Annotated in this window: 16 protein-coding genes; 7 read left to right on the forward strand and 9 right to left on the reverse strand. The window is 54.9% G+C overall.

Annotated elements, in window-relative coordinates:
• Window positions 1–137: 137 nt before the first annotated feature.
• The 4 genes from dmsA (at window position 138) to NWP14_RS11485 (ending at window position 5,491) form a co-directional block, all read left to right on the forward strand.
• The gene (gene dmsA, locus NWP14_RS11470) at window positions 138–2,576 is read left to right on the forward strand and encodes a dimethylsulfoxide reductase subunit A (protein ID WP_331850522.1); all 2,439 of its coding nucleotides are present in this window, start codon (window positions 138–140) and stop codon (window positions 2,574–2,576) included.
• A 10-nt stretch (window positions 2,577–2,586) separates the two neighbouring features.
• The gene (locus NWP14_RS11475) at window positions 2,587–3,204 is read left to right on the forward strand and encodes a DMSO/selenate family reductase complex B subunit (protein ID WP_095095630.1); all 618 of its coding nucleotides are present in this window, start codon (window positions 2,587–2,589) and stop codon (window positions 3,202–3,204) included.
• A 1-nt stretch (window position 3,205) separates the two neighbouring features.
• Window positions 3,206–4,069, forward strand: a complete 864-nt coding sequence (locus NWP14_RS11480) for a dimethyl sulfoxide reductase anchor subunit family protein (RefSeq protein ID WP_375215340.1) — start codon at window positions 3,206–3,208, stop codon at window positions 4,067–4,069.
• Between the two features lie 273 nt (window positions 4,070–4,342).
• Complete coding sequence (locus NWP14_RS11485) at window positions 4,343–5,491, forward strand: MFS transporter (RefSeq protein ID WP_095095636.1); 1,149 nt, start codon at window positions 4,343–4,345, stop codon at window positions 5,489–5,491.
• Window positions 5,492–5,546: 55 nt separating this feature from the next.
• On the opposite strand, the gene NWP14_RS11490 is transcribed toward NWP14_RS11485, so the two are convergent.
• The 5 genes from NWP14_RS11490 to NWP14_RS11510 are packed head-to-tail and all read right to left on the reverse strand — an operon-like array spanning window position 5,547 to window position 9,319.
• Window positions 5,547–5,987, reverse strand: coding sequence for a PTS sugar transporter subunit IIA (locus NWP14_RS11490; RefSeq protein WP_095095639.1), 441 nt, complete (start codon window positions 5,985–5,987; stop codon window positions 5,547–5,549).
• Window positions 5,988–6,039: 52 nt separating this feature from the next.
• Window positions 6,040–6,951: a transketolase family protein gene (locus tag NWP14_RS11495; RefSeq protein WP_331835676.1), complete on the reverse strand. Its 912-nt coding sequence runs from the start codon at window positions 6,949–6,951 to the stop codon at window positions 6,040–6,042.
• Window positions 6,951–7,748 carry a transketolase gene (locus tag NWP14_RS11500; protein WP_044352287.1) on the reverse strand — a complete coding sequence of 266 codons (798 nt, stop codon included), beginning with the start codon at window positions 7,746–7,748 and terminating at the stop codon, window positions 6,951–6,953. Before NWP14_RS11500 ends, NWP14_RS11495 begins: the two co-directional genes overlap by 1 nt.
• A gap of 12 nt (window positions 7,749–7,760) precedes the next feature.
• Complete coding sequence (locus tag NWP14_RS11505; RefSeq protein ID WP_095095648.1) at window positions 7,761–9,026, reverse strand: PTS ascorbate transporter subunit IIC; 1,266 nt, start codon at window positions 9,024–9,026, stop codon at window positions 7,761–7,763.
• 17 nt (window positions 9,027–9,043) lie between these two features.
• Entirely contained in the window at window positions 9,044–9,319 is a 276-nt protein-coding gene (locus tag NWP14_RS11510) for a PTS sugar transporter subunit IIB (RefSeq protein WP_095095651.1), read from the reverse strand.
• A 122-nt stretch (window positions 9,320–9,441) separates the two neighbouring features.
• Between NWP14_RS11510 and NWP14_RS11515 the strand changes: the two genes are divergently transcribed.
• Window positions 9,442–10,290, forward strand: coding sequence for a MurR/RpiR family transcriptional regulator (locus tag NWP14_RS11515; RefSeq protein WP_095095654.1), 849 nt, complete (start codon window positions 9,442–9,444; stop codon window positions 10,288–10,290).
• A gap of 88 nt (window positions 10,291–10,378) precedes the next feature.
• Here NWP14_RS11515 and pflA read toward each other — a convergent pair whose 3' ends face one another.
• From pflA to ycaO, 4 genes are all read right to left on the reverse strand, one after another.
• The gene (gene pflA, locus NWP14_RS11520) at window positions 10,379–11,119 is read right to left on the reverse strand and encodes a pyruvate formate lyase 1-activating protein (protein ID WP_041144788.1); all 741 of its coding nucleotides are present in this window, start codon (window positions 11,117–11,119) and stop codon (window positions 10,379–10,381) included.
• Between the two features lie 205 nt (window positions 11,120–11,324).
• The gene (gene pflB / locus NWP14_RS11525) at window positions 11,325–13,607 is read right to left on the reverse strand and encodes a formate C-acetyltransferase (protein WP_095095657.1); all 2,283 of its coding nucleotides are present in this window, start codon (window positions 13,605–13,607) and stop codon (window positions 11,325–11,327) included.
• Window positions 13,608–13,658: 51 nt separating this feature from the next.
• Entirely contained in the window at window positions 13,659–14,516 is an 858-nt protein-coding gene (gene focA / locus NWP14_RS11530) for a formate transporter FocA (protein WP_095095660.1), read from the reverse strand.
• Between the two features lie 384 nt (window positions 14,517–14,900).
• The gene (ycaO, locus tag NWP14_RS11535) at window positions 14,901–16,661 is read right to left on the reverse strand and encodes a 30S ribosomal protein S12 methylthiotransferase accessory factor YcaO (RefSeq protein ID WP_375215341.1); all 1,761 of its coding nucleotides are present in this window, start codon (window positions 16,659–16,661) and stop codon (window positions 14,901–14,903) included.
• Window positions 16,662–16,799: 138 nt separating this feature from the next.
• Between ycaO and NWP14_RS11540 the strand changes: the two genes are divergently transcribed.
• Window positions 16,800–17,492, forward strand: coding sequence for a DUF421 domain-containing protein (locus NWP14_RS11540; protein ID WP_095095665.1), 693 nt, complete (start codon window positions 16,800–16,802; stop codon window positions 17,490–17,492).
• Window positions 17,493–17,802: 310 nt separating this feature from the next.
• The gene (serC, locus tag NWP14_RS11545; RefSeq protein WP_095095668.1) at window positions 17,803–18,891 is read left to right on the forward strand and encodes a 3-phosphoserine/phosphohydroxythreonine transaminase; all 1,089 of its coding nucleotides are present in this window, start codon (window positions 17,803–17,805) and stop codon (window positions 18,889–18,891) included.
• Window positions 18,892–18,915: the final 24 nt, after the last annotated feature.

Genomic DNA, 18,915 nt, shown 5'->3' on the forward strand with positions numbered 1-18,915 from the left:
GCAATAACCCGTCCGTTGAACCCTTCCATACTCCCTTTGAGTTAAAGCAGCATAAAAAACTAATAAAATATAATTGCGTTATATATAAATCTATATAGCGATTGTCAGTAAATTGTGAGCAATCAAAGCGAGTACCCATGAAAACTAAAGCCCCCGATGCTTTACTGGCTGCCGAAGTAAGCCGGCGTGGTTTAATGAAAACCACGGCGATTGGCGGTCTGGCAGTGGCCAGTAGCGCATTTACCTTACCCTTCACGCGCATTGCCCATGCCGCAGATACCCTGTCACCGGTAAGCGAAACGGTAACCTGGAGCGCCTGTACCGTTAACTGCGGTAGCCGCTGCCCGCTGCGCATGCATGTTGTTGATGGCGAAATTAAATACGTTGAAACAGATAATACCGGCGATGATAACTACGACGGTCTGCACCAGGTGCGTGCCTGCCTGCGCGGACGTTCGATGCGTCGTCGCGTCTACAATCCCGATCGCCTGAAGTACCCGATGAAGCGCGTGGGTAAACGCGGTGAGGGTAAATTTGAACGCATCAGCTGGGAAGAGGCGTTCGATACCATTGCCGGCAATATGCAGCGCCTGATCAAGGACTATGGCAACGAGTCTATCTACCTGAACTACGGGACCGGGACCCTGGGTGGAACCATGACCCGCTCCTGGCCGCCGGGAAAAACGCTCATTGCCCGCCTGATGAACTGCTGCGGCGGTTATCTTAATCACTACGGCGACTACTCCTCCGCACAAATCGCCGCAGGGCTGAATTACACCTACGGCGGCTGGGCCGACGGCAACAGCCCGTCTGATATTGAAAACAGCCAGCTGGTCGTTCTGTTTGGTAATAACCCGGGCGAAACGCGGATGAGCGGCGGCGGGGTGACCTACTATCTGGAGCAGGCGCGACAAAAATCCAATGCGCGGATGATCATTGTCGATCCCCGCTACACGGATACCGGAGCCGGTCGTGAAGACGAGTGGATCCCGATCCGTCCGGGTACCGATGCGGCGCTGGTCTCCGCGCTGGCCTGGGTGATGATTACGGAAAACCTGGTCGATACCCCGTTCCTCGATAAATACTGCGTTGGCTACGATGAAAAAACGCTCCCTGCCGATGCGCCGGCAAACGGCCACTACAAGGCCTGGATCCTGGGCCAGGGCAGCGACGGTATCGCCAAAACGCCGACATGGGCGTCAACCATCACCGGGATTCCGGTCGATCGCATTGTGAAGCTGGCGCGTGAGATTGCCAGCGCGAAGCCTGCCTGTATTAGCCAGGGCTGGGGACCGCAGCGCCACGCTAACGGTGAAATTGCGACCCGGGCGATCTCGATGCTGTCGATTCTGACCGGCAACGTCGGCATTAACGGCGGCAACAGCGGCGCGCGCGAGGGCTCATACGATCTGCCGTTTGAGCGTATGCCGACGCTGGATAATCCGGTTGAGACCAGCATCTCCATGTTTATGTGGACCGACGCGATTGAGCGCGGCCCGGAGATGACGGCGCTACGTGACGGGGTCCGCGGCAAAGACAAGCTCGATGTACCGATCAAGATGATCTGGAACTATGCAGGCAACTGCCTGATTAACCAGCACTCTGATATTAACCGCACCCATGAAATTCTGCAGGACGACAAGAAATGCGAGATGATCGTGGTGATCGATTGCCATATGACCTCGTCGGCGAAATATGCCGATATCCTGCTGCCGGACTGCACCGCCTCCGAGCAGATGGACTTCGCGCTGGACGCCTCCTGCGGCAACATGTCGTACGTTATCTTCACCGATGAGGTGATTAAGCCGCGCTTCGAATGCAAAACGATTTATGACATGACGACGGCGCTGGCAAAACGCATGGGCGTGGAGCAACGGTTTACCGAAGGCCGTAGCCAGGAAGGCTGGATGCGCTATCTGCATGAGCTTTCCCGTCAAGCGATCCCCGACCTCCCGGACTTTGATACCTTCCGTAAGCAGGGGATCTATAAGCAGCGCGATCCGGAAGGACACCACGTTGCCTATAAAGCGTTCCGCGAAAATCCGCAGGCGAATCCCTTGACCACGCCGTCGGGAAAAATCGAGATCTATTCGCAGGAGCTGGCAAAAATTGCCGCCACCTGGGAGCTAGCTGAAGGGGACGTGATCGATCCGCTGCCAATTTATACCCCAGGCTTTGAAAACTATAACGATCCGCTGATCGAGAAATTCCCGCTGCAGCTGACCGGCTTCCACTATAAATCCCGCGTTCACTCGACCTACGGCAACGTCGATGTGCTGAAGGCCGCCTGTCGCCAGGAGATGTGGATTAACCCGCTTGATGCGAAGGCGCGAGGTATCACCAACGGCGAGCGAATTCGTATTTTCAACGCCCGCGGTGAAGTGCATATCGAAGCCAAAGTTACGCCGCGTATGATGCCTGGCGTCGTCGCGCTGGGTGAGGGCGCCTGGTATAACCCGGACGCAGGCCGCGTGGATCAGGCGGGGAGTATTAACGTGCTCACCACCCAACGCCCGTCGCCCCTGGCGAAAGGAAACCCGTCGCATACCAACCTCGTCCAGGTTGAAAAGCTGTAAGGAATAACCGATGACAACTCAATATGGATTTTTTATCGATTCCGCCCGTTGCACCGGTTGTAAAACCTGCGAACTGGCTTGTAAAGACTATAAGAACCTGACGCCGGACGTCAGCTTCCGTCGCATTTATGAATATGCGGGCGGCGACTGGCAGGAGGATAACGGCGTCTGGCAGCAGAACGTGTTTGCCTACTACCTCTCTATCGCCTGTAACCACTGCGAGGACCCGGCCTGTACCAAGGTGTGTCCGAGCGGAGCAATGCATAAGCGTGACGATGGCTTTGTGGTGGTGGATGAAGACGTCTGTATCGGCTGCCGCTATTGCCATATGGCCTGTCCGTACGGCGCGCCGCAGTACAACGCGGCGAAAGGGCATATGACCAAGTGCGACGGCTGCCACGAGCGCGTCGCCGAAGGTAAAAAACCGATCTGCGTCGAGTCCTGCCCGCTGCGGGCGCTGGACTTTGGCCCAATCGAAGAGCTGCGGCAGAAGCACGGCAAGCTGGCCGCCGTTGCGCCGTTGCCGTCGGCGCATTTTACGCAACCCAGTATTGTCATTAAACCGAACGCCAACAGTCGTCCGTGTGGCGATACAACCGGCTATCTGGCCAACCCGAAGGAGGTGTGAGATGGGAAGTGGATGGCATGAATGGCCGCTGATGATCTTCACGGTCTTTGGTCAGTGCGTAGTGGGCGGTTTCATCGTCCTGGCGCTGACGCTTATGAAAGGCAGCCTGTCGCGTGAGCAGCAGCAGCGCGTGGTGCTTAGCATGTTTGGCCTCTGGGTGCTGATGGGGATTGGCTTTATCGCCTCGACGCTGCACCTGGGATCGCCGATGCGGGCCTTCAATTCGCTGAACCGCGTAGGCGCATCGTCGCTGAGTAATGAAATCGCCAGCGGAGCTCTCTTCTTCGCCGTTGGCGGTATTGGCTGGCTGCTGGCGGCGGTTAAGAAGCTGCCGGCCGGGCTGCGCAGCCTGTGGCTGATCGTCACGATGGTATTGGGCGTCATTTTCGTCTGGATGATGGTGCGGGTGTACAACACCATTGATACGGTGCCGACCTGGTATAGCGTCTGGACGCCGCTGAGCTTCTTCCTGACGCTGTTTACCGGCGGGCCGCTGCTGGGCTATCTGCTGCTGCGCGTGGCCGGCGTGGAAGGTTGGGCGATGCGCCTGCTGCCCGCCATAACGCTGGTGGCCCTGGTGGCTAGCGTCGTTGTGGCGCTGATGCAGGGCAGCGAGCTGTCGACTATCCATAGCTCCATCCAGCAGGCGTCTGCGCTGGTGCCAGCCTACGGCTCGCTGATGGCCTGGCGCGTAGCGGCGCTGGCGCTGGCTTTGGCGTGCTGGGTTGCGCCAATGCTTAGAGGGTATCAGCCGGCGGTACCGCTGCTAGGCCTGGCATTTGCGCTGGTGCTGGTGGGCGAGATGGTGGGCCGCGGGGTCTTCTACGGTCTGCATATGACGGTTGGCATGGCTATCGCCAGCTAAGCCGCTATTCGCGCCGGAACCTGGCGGTTCTGGCGCGATAAAAAATGCGCTCTCTTCATGAAATATTTCAACTGATATTCCCGCCTGTTAATTCCAATAAATTAATAAAAACAATGGAATAATATAAAGAATAATTCTGCCGCCTCGCCGATGGATAAAAAACTTCAATCGTTGCCCGAGAAACCGCGTCCTGCCTGATTTCAGGTGGATTGACAATGTTTTTAGCGGTGGCATGATGCGCACGAAATCTGAACTTCCTCACGGTTTATATCCATGTCCATCTACACCCGGCCGGTGCAAATGTTGCTCTGCGGCCTGCTTTTGTTGACGCTGGCGATAGCGGTTTTAAATACCCTCGTCCCGCTTTGGCTCGCCCATGAAAACATGCCTACCTGGCAGGTCGGGATGGTTGGCTCATCCTATTTCACCGGTAACCTGGTCGGAACCCTGATGGCCGGGTGGGTCATTAAACATCTGGGATTTAACCGTAGCTACTATCTTGCCTCGCTGATTTTTGCCGTCGGCTGCGTTGGGCTTGGCGTCACCATTGGCTTCTGGACCTGGTTTAGCTGGCGTTTTATCGCCGGCGTAGGCTGCGCAATGATTTGGGTGGTGGTGGAAAGCGCGCTGGTTTGCAGCGGGACCACCCGCAGCCGCGGTCGCCTGCTGGCGGCGTACATGATGGTTTACTATGTCGGTACCGTGCTGGGCCAGCTTATGGTGAGCAAGCTGCCGACGGATCTGATGAGCGTTCTGCCCTGGGTGACCGGGCTGGCGCTGGCCGCAATCCTTCCTCTGCTGTTTACGCGCGTGGTCAATCAGACGGATGAGCCGCACGAGCCGGCCCGCATCTGGCCGATGCTCAAGCTTCGTCAGGCTCGCCACGGCGTTAACGGCTGCATTATTTCCGGGATCGTCCTCGGCTCGCTGTACGGGCTTATGCCGCTGTGGCTGAATCATCAAGGGGTGAGCGACGCCGGGATTGGTTTCTGGATGGCGGTGATGGTGAGCGCCGGGATCCTCGGGCAGTGGCCGGTGGGGCGGCTGGCGGATCGCTATGGGCGTCTGCTGGTGCTGCGCGTTCAGGTCTTTATCGTTATTCTCGGCTGTCTGGCAATGCTGAGCCAGGCCGCGATGGCTCCTGCTCTGTTTATCCTTGGCGCCTCGGGCTTTACGCTGTATCCGGTGGCGATGGCGTGGGCATGCGAAAAAGTTGAGCGCCATCAGCTGGTGGCGATGAACCAGGCGCTATTGATGAGCTACACCATCGGCAGCCTGCTTGGGCCGACTCTTACTGCGATGCTGATGCAGAATTTCTCCGATAATTTGCTGTTTATTATGATTGCCAGCGTGTCGTTTATTTACCTGCTGACGCTGCTGCGTAAAGCGGGGCACCACCCTACGCCGGTGGCTCACGCGTAATTTTTCTTCGGGCCTTCGCTACGGTGATAATAAAAGGGGACTTTGTCCCCTTTTATTATTTGCAGCCAGCGACGAGCGCATCAAGCTGGTTCTGATGCTCCACCCTGGTGAGCTGACGCAGTCGATCCTCCTCATCCAGCCAGCAAACTAATCGCTGGATCGTCTGAATATGCTGTTCGCTATCGGCCGCGGCCAGGACGATAATCAGCCGCACATCGGGGTGATCGGGAAACGCCACGGCTTCGGCGCAGCAAACCAGTGAGAGCACGCTGTGCGGGCTCAGAACCCCTTCATCCGGGCGGGCGTGCGGGAGCGCAAATTCCGGAGTGAGTATGTACCAGGGGCCATTTTCCTCGGTGGCGCTGATGATGGCATCCGCATAGCCGGCGCTGATTTTCCCCTGCTGCGCCAGCGGGCGGCAGGCCAGCTTAATGGCGCCGCGCCAGTCCAGACCACTCCCGGTGTACTGACAAGCGGCAAATAATTTCGCATCCATGTCGGCTCCTCAAATAGCGAGCCGGTCACTGGGCGACCGGCTCGTGCGACGGTCAGCGAAGCGCGTTATACAGCGCCTCGCCGGAGATGCCGTATTTTGCCTTGAGCTGCCGGCTGTTGCCCGACTCGGTGAAGGTATCCTGCGTTCCCAGGCGCGTCAGGCGCGCCGGATGGGCCGCCTGGGCCATCGCTTCGGCTACCTGACCGCCAAGGCCGCCGTTTACCGTGTGATTCTCCAGCGTGGCGATCAGCGGGCAGTCTTCGACCAGCGCATAAAATTCCTGCTGGTTAAACGGTTTGAGCGTCGCCACGTGGATGAGCTTGCCTTTCTTGCCGCTGGCAACCAGCTTTTCATAGCCTTCGCTGGCCTGTTCCAGCACCGTGCCCTCAAAGAGAATGGCGAACTCGTTGCCGCTGCTGGCGATGGCCGCGATATCGGTGACCCGGGGTATCACGCTTTTATCGCGCACCGGCATCGGTTCACGCGCCACGCGGATATAAACCGGGCCTTTGATTTTTGCCGCCTGCTCAAAGGCGTCGGCTATTTCTTCGGCATCTGCCGGCGTCAGGATCGTCAGGCCCGGCAGCACACGGGTCAGGGCAAGATCCTCCAGCGCGTGGTGCGAGGCGCCGTCCGGTCCGTCATCCATTCCCGGATGGCTACCCACCAGCTTGACGTTGGCTTTGGCGTAGCAGGCCTGTCGCAGCTGGGTCCATGCCGTCCCCGTCACAAACATTGCAAAATTGACATAGAAGGGGATATAGCCCTCAAGCGCCTGACCCACGGCAAAACTCATCGCTGAACCTTCCGCAATCCCCATTTCGAAGAAGGCCTCCGGGTAGCGCGCCTGAAACTGGTCGGTGCGGGTTGAACTGGCTAAGTCACTATCGATAGCGACGATGGGGTAGCCTTTTTCTTTCAGGGCAATCAGTGCATTACCGATCTCATCACGCGGTGCTTTCATCACTGTAACTCCTCCATTGCCTGCTGGTATTGTTCGTTGGTCGGGGTTTTTGAGTGCCAGTCGCCGTTATTTTCCATATAGCTGACGCCGGATCCCTTGGTGGTATGGGCAACGATGGCTACGGGCTTGCCTTTCAGATGGCGGGAGAGCATCAGGGTGTCGGCCACCTGGTGCATATCATTACCGTTATGCAGCTCCAGCACGTGCCAGCCGAAGCTGCGGATCTTATCCGCCAGCGGCTCGAGATTAACCACCTCATTGACCGGATCGTGGGAAGAGAAGCCGTTGTAATCGATAATCGCGACCAGATTATCCATTTTCATATGCCCGGCCTGCTGTAGGGTTTCCCAGATTTGCCCTTCGTGCATTTCGCCATCGCCGATGATGGCAAATACCCGATGAGGCTCGTCGCGCCGCTTTTTAGCGGCCGCCATACCGAAGGCGACGGATAGCCCCTGGCCGAGCAAACCGGTCGTCGCATCGACATCCGGGAGCGATTTTATGCTGGGGTGTCCCTGCAGGCGCGAATTGATCTGGCGGAAGGTATTGAACTCGCTGCGATCGATTTTCCCTTTTTGGTAAAGCATGGCGTACTGCGCGGCAACGGCATGCCCTTTGCTCATGACGACGCGTGCGCGGGGCGAGGCCGCCAGGTCAACCTCCTGATAATAGATCCAGGTGAGAATATCGATTATCGATAAGGCACCGCCCGGGTGGCCAATGCCGGACTCATAAATCATCGTGACGATATCGCGGCGAGCGGCGAGCGCATGGGACTTCAGTTCATCAATGTTCATGTTGTTTCCTTCTTATGGCAGCATTTTGCCGATGTAGTACACAACCAGGCCCAGGGCGACAAAGTCGGTTTCCGGGAAGCTGGTTCCCGACAGGCCGACGGACTCCATGATGGGGTAGATCAACGCAGGGCCAATGCCGATAAGGATCCCGGTGACGAAGCTGCCGGCGATGGCCCCTTTCCAGCCGCCGGAGGCATTACCAAATACCGCTGCGGTGGCGCCGATAAAGAAGTAGGGGATAGCCACCGGAATAATGACGGTTTGCCCGAGGATCGCGAGAAAGCCCATCACCACCAGCCCGCCAACAAATGAAGAGATAAATCCCAGTACCGTGGCGGTTGGCGCATACGGGAAAACTACCGGGCAATCGAGGGCGGGTTTGGCGTTGGGAATGAATTTCTCCGAAATGCCGAGGAAGGCCGGGACAATTTCAGACAACAGCAGGCGTACCCCGGTAATGATGATGTACAGAGACGCGGTGAAAGTGAGCGACTGGAACAGAGGGTAAACCAGCCAGTGCATTCCGCCAGCCGCCGCCGTGACCGCCTCTTTCCCGGCGGCGAGCGCCGCAATGTAATAGAAAATACTGACCGAGATTGATACGGAGACGATGTAATCTTTAAAGATCCCCAGCCAGCCGGGCAGGTTCAGCTTTTCGGTCGACTGCTTAGGATCGCCCACCTTTGAACCGATCCATCCGGATGCCGCGTAGGCCAGCGTCACGTAGTGCCCCATCGCAATTTCATCATTACCGGTGATTTTTCTCATCCACGGCTGGGCAATTGCCGGGTACAGACAGGCGGCCAGCCCCAGCAGGATTGAACCGACAATAATGGTGGTCATGTCGCTATAGCCGAGCGCTTTCAAGGTGACGGTCAGCAGGGCCGAGAGATAGAGATTATGCTGTCCGGTGAGAAAGATGTATTTGAAAGGGGTCACGCGGGCAAAGAACAGGTTCCAGCCAAAACCAATCACCATAATGAGCGAGACGCACATCGCGAATTTAGTTTGCGCCAGTCCGGTCAGCGCTTCCGCCAGCGGCATAACGCCTTTCAGACCAAAGCCATCGCTGAATAATGTCTGAAAATTGCCGAGAGAGGTCACGGCCAGCCCGGCCCCACCGGCAAAAACCAGAAAGCCGACAATGGTTTTGAAAGTCCCGGAGAGCACTTTTTCAATGGGCTTTCGTTGGATCAATAAGCCAATTAATGCGATAAAACCAACTAAAAGTGGGGTGACGCCCAGAATGTCGAATACAATAAATCTGAGGAAATCCATATTGCCTCCGGGAGAGGTTAGTTGTGCTGGATTACGCGGATAAGCGCTGATTCCATTTCTTCACTGTTCATCAGGTCGGTGATACCGATAGCTTTAAACCCGGCAGCTTCGACTTCATCGGTGAGATCGCGCATCGTGATCACGAAATCAATATCTCGCCAGGTTCGTAAACCTGAGAGAACGTCGTGTTCCAGTTCGATATCCCAGCCGTGTTTATCGATGATTTTTTGTGCTTTTATTTTGAGCATTAAGGAACTGCCCATACCGGTGCGACAGACGATGAGACCTTTCATGAGATGTTCTCCTGTTTGTAAAAATAATTATTTTTATTTGTTTGTGTGAGATAATAATTATTATCTTTAGCGCGAAACGAAAGATGTGACTGTGTTTGCATTTTGAGCAAGAAAGGCAAAAAATGAGCCAGATAGACAATAATTTGTTGATAAACATACGAAATGGGTCTTCAGAACTCAGCCCGATACTGGAGAAAGTGGGCCGTTTTATTGCGGAAAATCCTGATTTTGTGATGCGGCATACGATTTCAGAACTGGCCGACTCTGTTGATACCAGCGAGGGCAGCATCACCCGTTTTTGTCGGGCGTTTGGATTTAAAGGTTTCTCAGATTTCAGAACGGCGCTGGCGGTTGAGCAGGGGGCTGCCCGCTCGGAAGCCGGCGATGACGACGATATTGCGCCGGTGCTGGCGAGCATTCGCGATAGCAATACCATTATCGATGCTCAGGAGCTGCAAAGCGCAGCTGTTTGGCTGAATGCGCTGAATAACATTGCCATTTATGCGGTGGGTACGGCGGTGCCCGTTGCCCTGTTTCTGCAAATGAATTTAATCAACATGGGCAAAGTTGCCAGCTTCGTCGATCGCTCTTATCCGGCGGCGATCCCGATATCAACCGATCGGCAAAAGACGGGAATTATCGTCGTTCATACCGAACAGGCCTCAGCGGATATGATGCAGGCTTTGACGCTGGCAAAGCAGCAGGGGGTGAAAATATTGTCGCTTACGCGCGGCACGTTTACGCCACTGGCCCGTTTATCGGACTGGAACCTGCAGGCTGCGGTGGCTTTACAGGGGGAAGGTGAATCAGGATTTGCCGAAATTGCGGGAGCAATGATGGTTGCCGATCGGATGCTTCGCGCGCTGGAGGAGCAGGATGAGCGCTATGTGGAGTATCGTAAGGCGCATCAGAAACGCATTTTCTCGATTGAAAGCGTGGCTAATAAGCTGTCGCAATACTTTATGTCGTAAGCTTGCCGAAGCGTTTTCCGCCCGGATAAGACGTTCTGCGCCGCTATCCGGGGAAAATTCTGCTTAGCCGGGCACGCCGCCCGTCGGCTTAGTACATGACCTTATGGCCATACTGCTCGAGGATGCCTTTTACGCGCTCCATGGTCTCTTTCTTCGGCGGATGCACGCCATCAAGCTTGTACTCTTCGCCCATCGCCACCCATTTATGCTTGCCTAGCTCGTGATACGGCAGCAGCTCGATTTTTTCGACGTTGCCCATATCGCGGGTAAACTCGCCGAGGCGGTGTGCGGAATCATCATCATCTGACCAGCCGGGCACCACCACATAGCGGATCCAGACGTTGATATTCTTCTGTGACAAATAGCGGGCAAACTCCAGCGTTCGGTGGTTAGAGACGCCGACCAGATTTTGGTGGATTTCATCATTCATCTGCTTAAGGTCAAGCATCACCAGATCGGTCACTTCAAGCAGCTCGTCAATCACCGGATCGTAGCGTCGAACAAAGCCGTTGGTATCGAGGCAGGTATGAATGCCTTCCTTGCGGCAGGCGCGGAACCAGTCGCGTACGAATTCAGCCTGCAGGATAGCCTCACCGCCGGACGCGGTCACGCCGCCGCCGGAAGCGTTCATAAAATGACGGTAGGTAACGACCTCTTTCATCAGGCTTTCGACGGTCACTTCCGTGCCGCCGTGGGTATCCCAGGTATCGCGGTTATGGCAATACAGGCAGCGCATCAGGCAGCCCTGGAAGAAGGTGATGAAGCGGATCCCAGGGCCATCGACGGTGCCACAGGATTCAAAGGAGTGAATGCGACCAATAGTTGACATTGCGGTGGTATCTCCAGATTCGGTCCGTCCGGGACCTGTGATGCACAGCTCAAACCGGCTGTGTTAAGTCTGTTTTGGCAGTTATCCATTCAGTATAGATAGCGGACAAAAGAGACTGGGGGACAGGGAGGTATTGTTAAAAAGGCCCCACTTGCGTGGAGCCTTTATTGTACGCTTTTTATATCGCGATTTCAGTCAAAACCCATTACATGGTCTGAGTGAAGGTACGAGTGATAACGTCCTGCTGCTGTTCTTTAGTCAGGGAGTTAAAACGTACTGCGTAGCCGGATACGCGGATGGTCAGCTGCGGATATTTTTCCGGGTTTTCCATCGCGTCGAGCAGCATTTCACGGTTCATGACGTTGACGTTCAGGTGCTGACCGCCTTCGATAGAAGCTTCGTGGTGGAAGTAACCATCCATCAGGCCGGCCAGGTTAGTCTTACGAACTTCGTCGTCTTTACCCAGAGCGTTAGGAACGATAGAGAAGGTGTAAGAGATACCATCTTTAGCGTAAGCAAACGGCAGTTTTGCAACGGAGGTCAGAGAGGCAACGGCACCTTTCTGGTCACGGCCGTGCATCGGGTTAGCACCTGGTCCGAACGGAGCGCCAGCGCGACGACCGTCAGGGGTGTTACCGGTTTTCTTACCGTACACAACGTTCGAGGTGATGGTCAGAACGGACTGAGTCGGGATAGCGTTGCGGTAGGTGTGCAGTTTCTGAATTTTCTTCATGAAACGTTCAACCAGATCGACCGCCATGTCATCTACGCGAGAGTCGTTGTTACCAAACTGCGGGTATTCGCCTTCGATTTCGAAGTCGATAGCCAGACCGTCTTCGTCACGAATCGGTTTAACTTTCGCATATTTGATAGCAGACAGGGAGTCAGCCGCAACGGACAGGCCGGCGATACCGCATGCCATAGTACGAACAACATCACGGTCGTGCAGCGCCATCAGAGATGCTTCGTAGCTGTACTTGTCGTGCATGTAGTGGATGATGTTCAGCGCGGTGACGTACTGTTTAGCCAGCCAGTCCATGAAGTGATCCATGCGTTCCATAACTTCATCAAAGTTCAGAACGTCGCCTTTGATCGGTGCAGACTTAGGACCAACCTGCATTTTCAGTTTTTCATCAACGCCGCCGTTGATAGCGTACAGCATGGTTTTCGCGAGGTTAGCACGAGCACCGAAGAACTGCATTTGCTTACCAACAACCATCGGGCTTACGCAGCAAGCGATAGCGTAGTCATCGTTGTTGAAGTCCGGACGCATCAGATCGTCATTCTCATACTGCAGAGAAGAGGTATCGATGGAGACTTTAGCCGCGTATTTTTTGAAGCTCAGCGGCAGTTTTTCAGACCACAGAATAGTGATGTTCGGCTCCGGAGACGGCCCCATGGTGTACAGGGTGTTCAGGAAGCGGAAGCTGTTTTTGGTAACCAGAGTACGGCCATCAACGCCCATACCGCCGATTGATTCAGTTGCCCAAATCGGGTCACCGGAGAACAGTTCATCATATTCAGGAGTACGCAGGAAACGAACCATACGCAGTTTCATGACCAGGTGGTCAATCATTTCCTGAGCGTCCTGCTCGGTGATTTTACCGGCTTTCAGGTCACGTTCGATGAAGATATCCAGGAAGCTGGAGGTACGACCGAAGGACATTGCCGCGCCGTTCTGAGATTTAACGGCAGCCAGGTAACCGAAGTAGGTCCACTGGATAGCTTCTTGCGCAGTTTTTGCCGGAGCGGAGATATCGCAGCCGTATTTTGCTGCCATTTCTTTGATCTGACCCAGCGCACGATACTGCTCGGAGATCTCTTCGCGCAGACGGATGGTCGCTTCCAGATCTTCGCCGTTTTCCAGTCTTTCTTGCAGAGACAGGAACTGAGCGTATTTGTCTTTCATCAGGAAGTCGATACCGTACAGCGCAACGCGACGGTAGTCACCGATGATACGGCCGCGGCCGTAGGCATCCGGCAGACCGGTCAGCACGCCAGATTTACGACAGTTCAGGATGTCTTTGGTGTAAACATCAAAAACGCCCTGGTTGTGAGTTTTACGGTACTCGGTGAAGATTTTTTTCAGCATCGGGTCCAGCTCGCGATCGTACGCTTTGCAAGAACCTTCAACCATTTTAATGCCGCCGAACGGGATGATCGCACGTTTCAGCGGAGCTTCAGTCTGCAGACCAACGATTTTCTCGAGCGCTTTCTCGATGTAGCCTGCGTCGTGAGAAGTGATGGTGGATGCAAGGGAAGTGTCAAAATCAACAGGCGCGTGAGTGCGGTTTTCCTGTTTAACACCTTCCATTACGTTGTCCCACAGCTTGGTGGTCGCGTCAGTGGCGCCAGCCAGGAAGGACTCGTCACCTTCGTACGGGGTATAGTTTTTCTGGATAAAGTCACGGACGTTGACTTCGTTCTGCCAGTCACCTTTCGCAAAACCTTCCCAGGCTGTGGCTAACTTTTCATTAAGCTCGGACATGTAACACCTACCTTCTTAAGTGGATTTTTTATTTACTGCCTGAAACAACCCTTAGTGATGGTCGTCGCCACGCAGGTAAATGACCCAGTATGTCAGCCCAACCAGCAGACCACCGCCAATAATGTTCCCGATAGTTACCGGAATCAGGTTATCAGTGATGAAGTTCATGATGGTCAGGTGAGAGAAACTTTCCGGAGTTGAACCAACGGCGGTCCAGAATTCCGGGCTTGCAAAGTCGCGGATTACGATACCCATCGGGATCATAAACATGTTAGCGATACTGTGCTCGAAGCCGCTGGCAACAAACATGGCTACGGGGAGAACCATAATCATTGCTTTGTCCATCAGGCTGCGGCCGGAGTAGCTCATCCACACCGCGAGGCAGACCATCAGGTTCGCCAGGATACCCAGGCTGACGGCTTCAATAAATGTATGATGCATTTTGTGGTCAGCGGTTTGCAGGACGTTGAGCCCCCAACCGCCGTTAGCGGCCATATATTCACCCGACAGCCACATCAGCAGCACGAACAGCAGTGCGCCTATCAGGTTACCAACATAGACGTTGAGCCAGTTTATTGCCAGTTGACCCCAGGTAATCCGTCCGCTGGCTTTCGCCACAACGATCAGTACGGTGGAGGTAAACAGGTCGGCACCGCAGATGACGCACAGAATCAGGCCGAGTGAAAAGCAGATCCCCCCGATAAGCTTGGCAATACCGAAAGGCATCGCGGCAGTACCGGTCGTCGCGGTGATGTAGAAGACAAAAGCAATGGAGATAAAGACACCAGCGGTAATCGCCAGATAAAAGGTCTTCATCGGGTGCTTTGTCGCTTTATAGACACCCGCTTCTTCGGCGACTTTCGCCATCGCTGCGGGGAGTAAAAGATCAAAAGGGTTGTCAGCTTTCACACTAACTCTCTCTTTATATAAGTTGGCGGTGAGATACTAACAAAGCATTATAGAAGGGAAATTGATGTAGATCATATCCCACCGGAACTATAAGCCCGTTTAGCGTATGGTTTTTGGGGTAATTGATGATAACCATTTGTTTTTTAATGGGAAAATAAAGTTTAAAATTTACAAATTATGTTGATTTTTTTCATTTTTGGGCTAAAGCATCGGTTAATTAAAATGGGGTATTTTTATTAAAATTAACATCTCCAAGGTGCTGTGCGATCAATTTTCACTGTAAATTAACTTTGCAACTACAAGTTATTGGCCCCGTGAATCAAATATAAAAAAACGGAGCCGTAAACGACTCCGTGATGGGGCACTCTGCGGTAGGGCTAAAGGCTATTCAGCCCAGTACGCCGCTTTAGCACGCTGCAGCTTTTCGTAGGCTTTCAGTAAGGACTGATGGGCCGGGAACGCATGCAGATCGCTATCTACCGCCTGCAGGCCGTAGAACGGCGCTTCACCGCTTAGCGCAGCGCTGGCGGCTTCCACCGCATCTGCGCCGTACAAGCGGACAAAGGCATTCAGATACTGCAGCGGCTGGCGTTCTTCTTCCTGGCTCAGCAGCAGCAGCGTTTGCAGGCAGCGGTAGTAGTTTGCGCGCTCTGCGCTGAAGATTGACGCATTGAACTCAATGGTCCATTCCGTCCAGATCAGCGCCTGCTCCAGATCGCCGCCAGCCAGCGCCAGCATCGCTTTCAGTTCGCCAATACGCAGCGTATACCAGCCGTTGTCTTTGCCCGTTGCCAGACCCAGCAGTTCGCGGACGCGGGTGAAGTCGTCGTTGCCTTCATCCTCCAGCTGCTCAATCAGCGCCAGATAGTCCTCTTTCTCCCACTCGCTGCCCGGCAGAGAGAGGAGCGTTTCGCGCAGATGGCTGCCCATGCTGTTGTTCGCCAGCCACAGATCTTCTGCCGGATAGATATCCGACATGCCCGGGACGATGATCCGGCATGCGTAGACGCTCAGGTGCTCGTAATCGGCGATGTAGACCTCTTTATCTTCTTCTTTAAAGATGGCCATCAGGGTGGCGAACTCTTCTTCCGTAGTGCCGGAGAAGTTCCAGTCGACGAACGGATAGTCGGCATCCTGTTTGAACATATCCCAGGAGATCAGGCCGCTGGAGTCGATAAAGTGGGTTTCAAGGTTGGCGTGCTCAGCAACTTCTTCGTCATCGAAGGTTGGCGGCGTGAAGACGTCGAGATCCTTCAGGCTACGGCCCTGCAGCAGTTCGGTGACGGTGCGCTCCAGCGCGACGCCGAAGTCAGGATGCGCGCCGAAGGAGGCGAAGCAGGTTCCGTTTTCCGGGTTAAACAGCACCACGCAGATCACCGGATACTTGCCGCCCAGCGAGCCGTCGTAGGCAAAAATCGGGAAACCTTCCGCTTCCAGCTTATTAATCGATTCCACCACGCCCGGATAGCGGGCCATCACTTCGGCAGGGATTTCCGGCAGGCTGATGCTTTCCGCAATGATGCGGTTCTTGATATGGCGCTCAAAGACTTCCGACAGGCCCTGAACGCGCGCTTCGTTAGCGGTGTTGCCCGCAGACATCCCGTTAGAAACGTACAGGTTGCCAATGATATTCATCGGAATATAGACGGTTTCACCGTCGGACTGACGGGTGAACGGCAGGCCACAAACGCCGCGATCGTCATTGCCGGACTGCAGATCGACCAGCATGCTGGCGGTCAGCTGATCGTCAGGATCGTAGAAGGCGCGCAGGCGAGGATCGAGCAGCCCCTGCGGCACTTCGTCATCTTCGGTCAGCGGGAACCATTTTTCGTTTGGATAGTGAACAAACGGCCCGTTAGCGATGGTTTCGCCTAACCAGAAGTCGGCGAAGAAATAGTTGGTCGACAGACGTTCGAAGTACTCGCCCAGCGCAGAGGCCAGCGCCGCTTTTTTGGTCGCGCCTTTACCGTTGGTGAAGCACAGCGAGCAGGCTTTATCGCGGATATGAACTGACCATACGTGCGGTACCGGATTCAGCCACGAGGCCTCTTCAATATCAAATCCGAGGTCGAGCAATTTCTGCTGGAAGCGAGCGATGGAATCTTCCAGGGCGGCGTCTTTGCCGGGGATAAACGTTTGAGTCATAGCGGTCACTTTTTTCGTACGTAAAGCGCGCAATGATACGGGGTTTGTGTGTCAGGCGCTATCTTCGTGAAGGCCCCGGCGAAAATAAAAGCCTGGGCTATGCTTACAGCCAGTAACCTACTGTTAAGGCATTAAAAAATGAAAGCGTTCGATCTTCATCGCATGGCGTTTGATAAAGTTCCGCCGGAGTTTTTAGGGGAAGTCGCGCTGCGCAGCCTCTATACCTTCCTGCTGGTTTTCCTGTTCCTTAAAATTACCGGGCGGCGCGGTGTCCGCCAGATGTCGCTCTTTGAAGTGCTGATCATTTTGACGCTAGGCTCTGCGGCCGGGGACGTCGCCTTTTATGATGACGTGCCGCTGATCCCGGTATTTATCGTTTTTGTCACCCTGGCGCTGCTGTACCGCCTGGTGATGTGGCTGATGTCCAAAAGCGAGAGGCTGGAAAACCTGCTGGAAGGAAAGCCGGTGGTTATCGTAGAGGCAGGGGAGCTGGCGTGGGAGAAAGTCCGCAGCGCCAACATGACCGAGTTCGAGTTTTTTATGGAGCTTCGTCTCTACAGCGTGGAGCAGCTCGGCCAGGTGCGGCTGGCGATAATGGAAACTAACGGTCAAATCAGTATGTACTATTACGCTGATGAAGAGGTGAAGCCGGGGCTATGCATTCTGCCGGACGGCTGCTATGAGCGTTTTGTGACCATTCCTGAGCGCGGCGAATATGCCTGCGTGCGCTGTAGTCAGGTGATCGAGATTGAGGCCGGTAAAAAGCAATTATGTCGACGCTGTCAAAATCCAGAATGGGCGAGGGTTAGCAGAGCTAAACGCATCACCTGACAGCCTTTTTGTCGGTTTTGTTACGGAGGGGTAGTGAATTGTTTTGTGTGAAGCCGATCATATTTTTCCGGTCATAAGTTTTAGGCATTGCGATGCGTGTCGCTGAATGATAAAACCGATGTACCCGTCATACTTCAGGTTGCATGCGCGCTGGCTGCATTCATTCAATCCGCCCGCATACTTCAGCAGGCCCCAGCGGATTAATCCACTGGTCGCCCGCCTGCAGCCCGAATTATCAGGGTCAGATACCGGAATAACTTATGCACGCGACAGTTCGCGAGCAAATAACATAGCAACGTGGTGAGGGGAAATGGCTCAGGTCTATAACTTTAGTTCGGGCCCGGCAATGCTGCCGGCGGAAGTTCTCAAACTGGCTCAGCAGGAGCTTTGCGACTGGCAGGGTCTGGGAACGTCGGTAATGGAGATCAGTCACCGTGGTAAAGAGTTTATCCAGGTGGCCGAGGCGGCGGAGCAGGATTTTCGCGATCTGCTCAACATCCCCTCCAACTACAAAGTTTTATTCTGCCATGGCGGCGGTCGCGGCCAGTTCGCCGGCGTACCGCTGAACCTGCTCGGTGATAAAACCACCGCTGACTACGTTGACGCTGGCTACTGGGCAGCAAGCGCCATTAAAGAAGCGAAAAAATACTGTTCGCCAAATACCATCGACGCCAAAGTGAGCGTTGATGGCCTGCGGGCCGTCCGTCCGATGAGCGAATGGCAGCTGACGCCGGGCGCGGCCTACCTGCACTATTGCCCGAATGAAACCATCGACGGTATCGCCATTGATGAAACGCCGAACTTCGGCGATGACGTCGTTGTCGCCGCTGATTTCTCCTCGACTATTTTGTCTGCGCCGATCGATGTCAGCCGCTTTGGCGTTATCTACGCCGGCGCGCAGAAAAACATTGGTCCGGCGGGGCTGACGCTGGTAATCGTTCGCGAAGACCTGCTGGGTAAAGCGAACGTCGCCTGCCCGTCAATACTCGATTACTCCGTGCTTGATGCCAATGATTCCATGTTCAACACGCCGCCGACCTTTGCGTGGTACCTGTCAGGCCTGGTCTTCAAATGGCTGAAAGAGCAGGGCGGCGTTGCGGCAATGGATAAAATCAACCAGCAAAAAGCCGATCTGCTCTACGGCGCGATCGACGGCAGCAGCTTCTATCGTAACGACGTGGCGGCGGCCAACCGCTCCCGCATGAACGTCCCGTTCCAGCTGGCCGACAGCGCGCTGGACAAGCTGTTCCTCGAAGAGTCCTTCGCCGCCGGCCTGCATTCACTGAAGGGGCACCGCGTCGTGGGCGGCATGCGCGCATCTATCTACAATGCGATGCCGCTGGCTGGCGTGAAGGCGCTGACCGACTTTATGCAGGACTTTGAACGTCGTCACGGCTAATCATCGTTGTGCTTTTCATCCCCG

This window comes from Klebsiella sp. C349492, from assembly GCF_042055345.1.
GTDB lineage: Bacteria > Pseudomonadota > Gammaproteobacteria > Enterobacterales > Enterobacteriaceae > Klebsiella > Klebsiella scottii.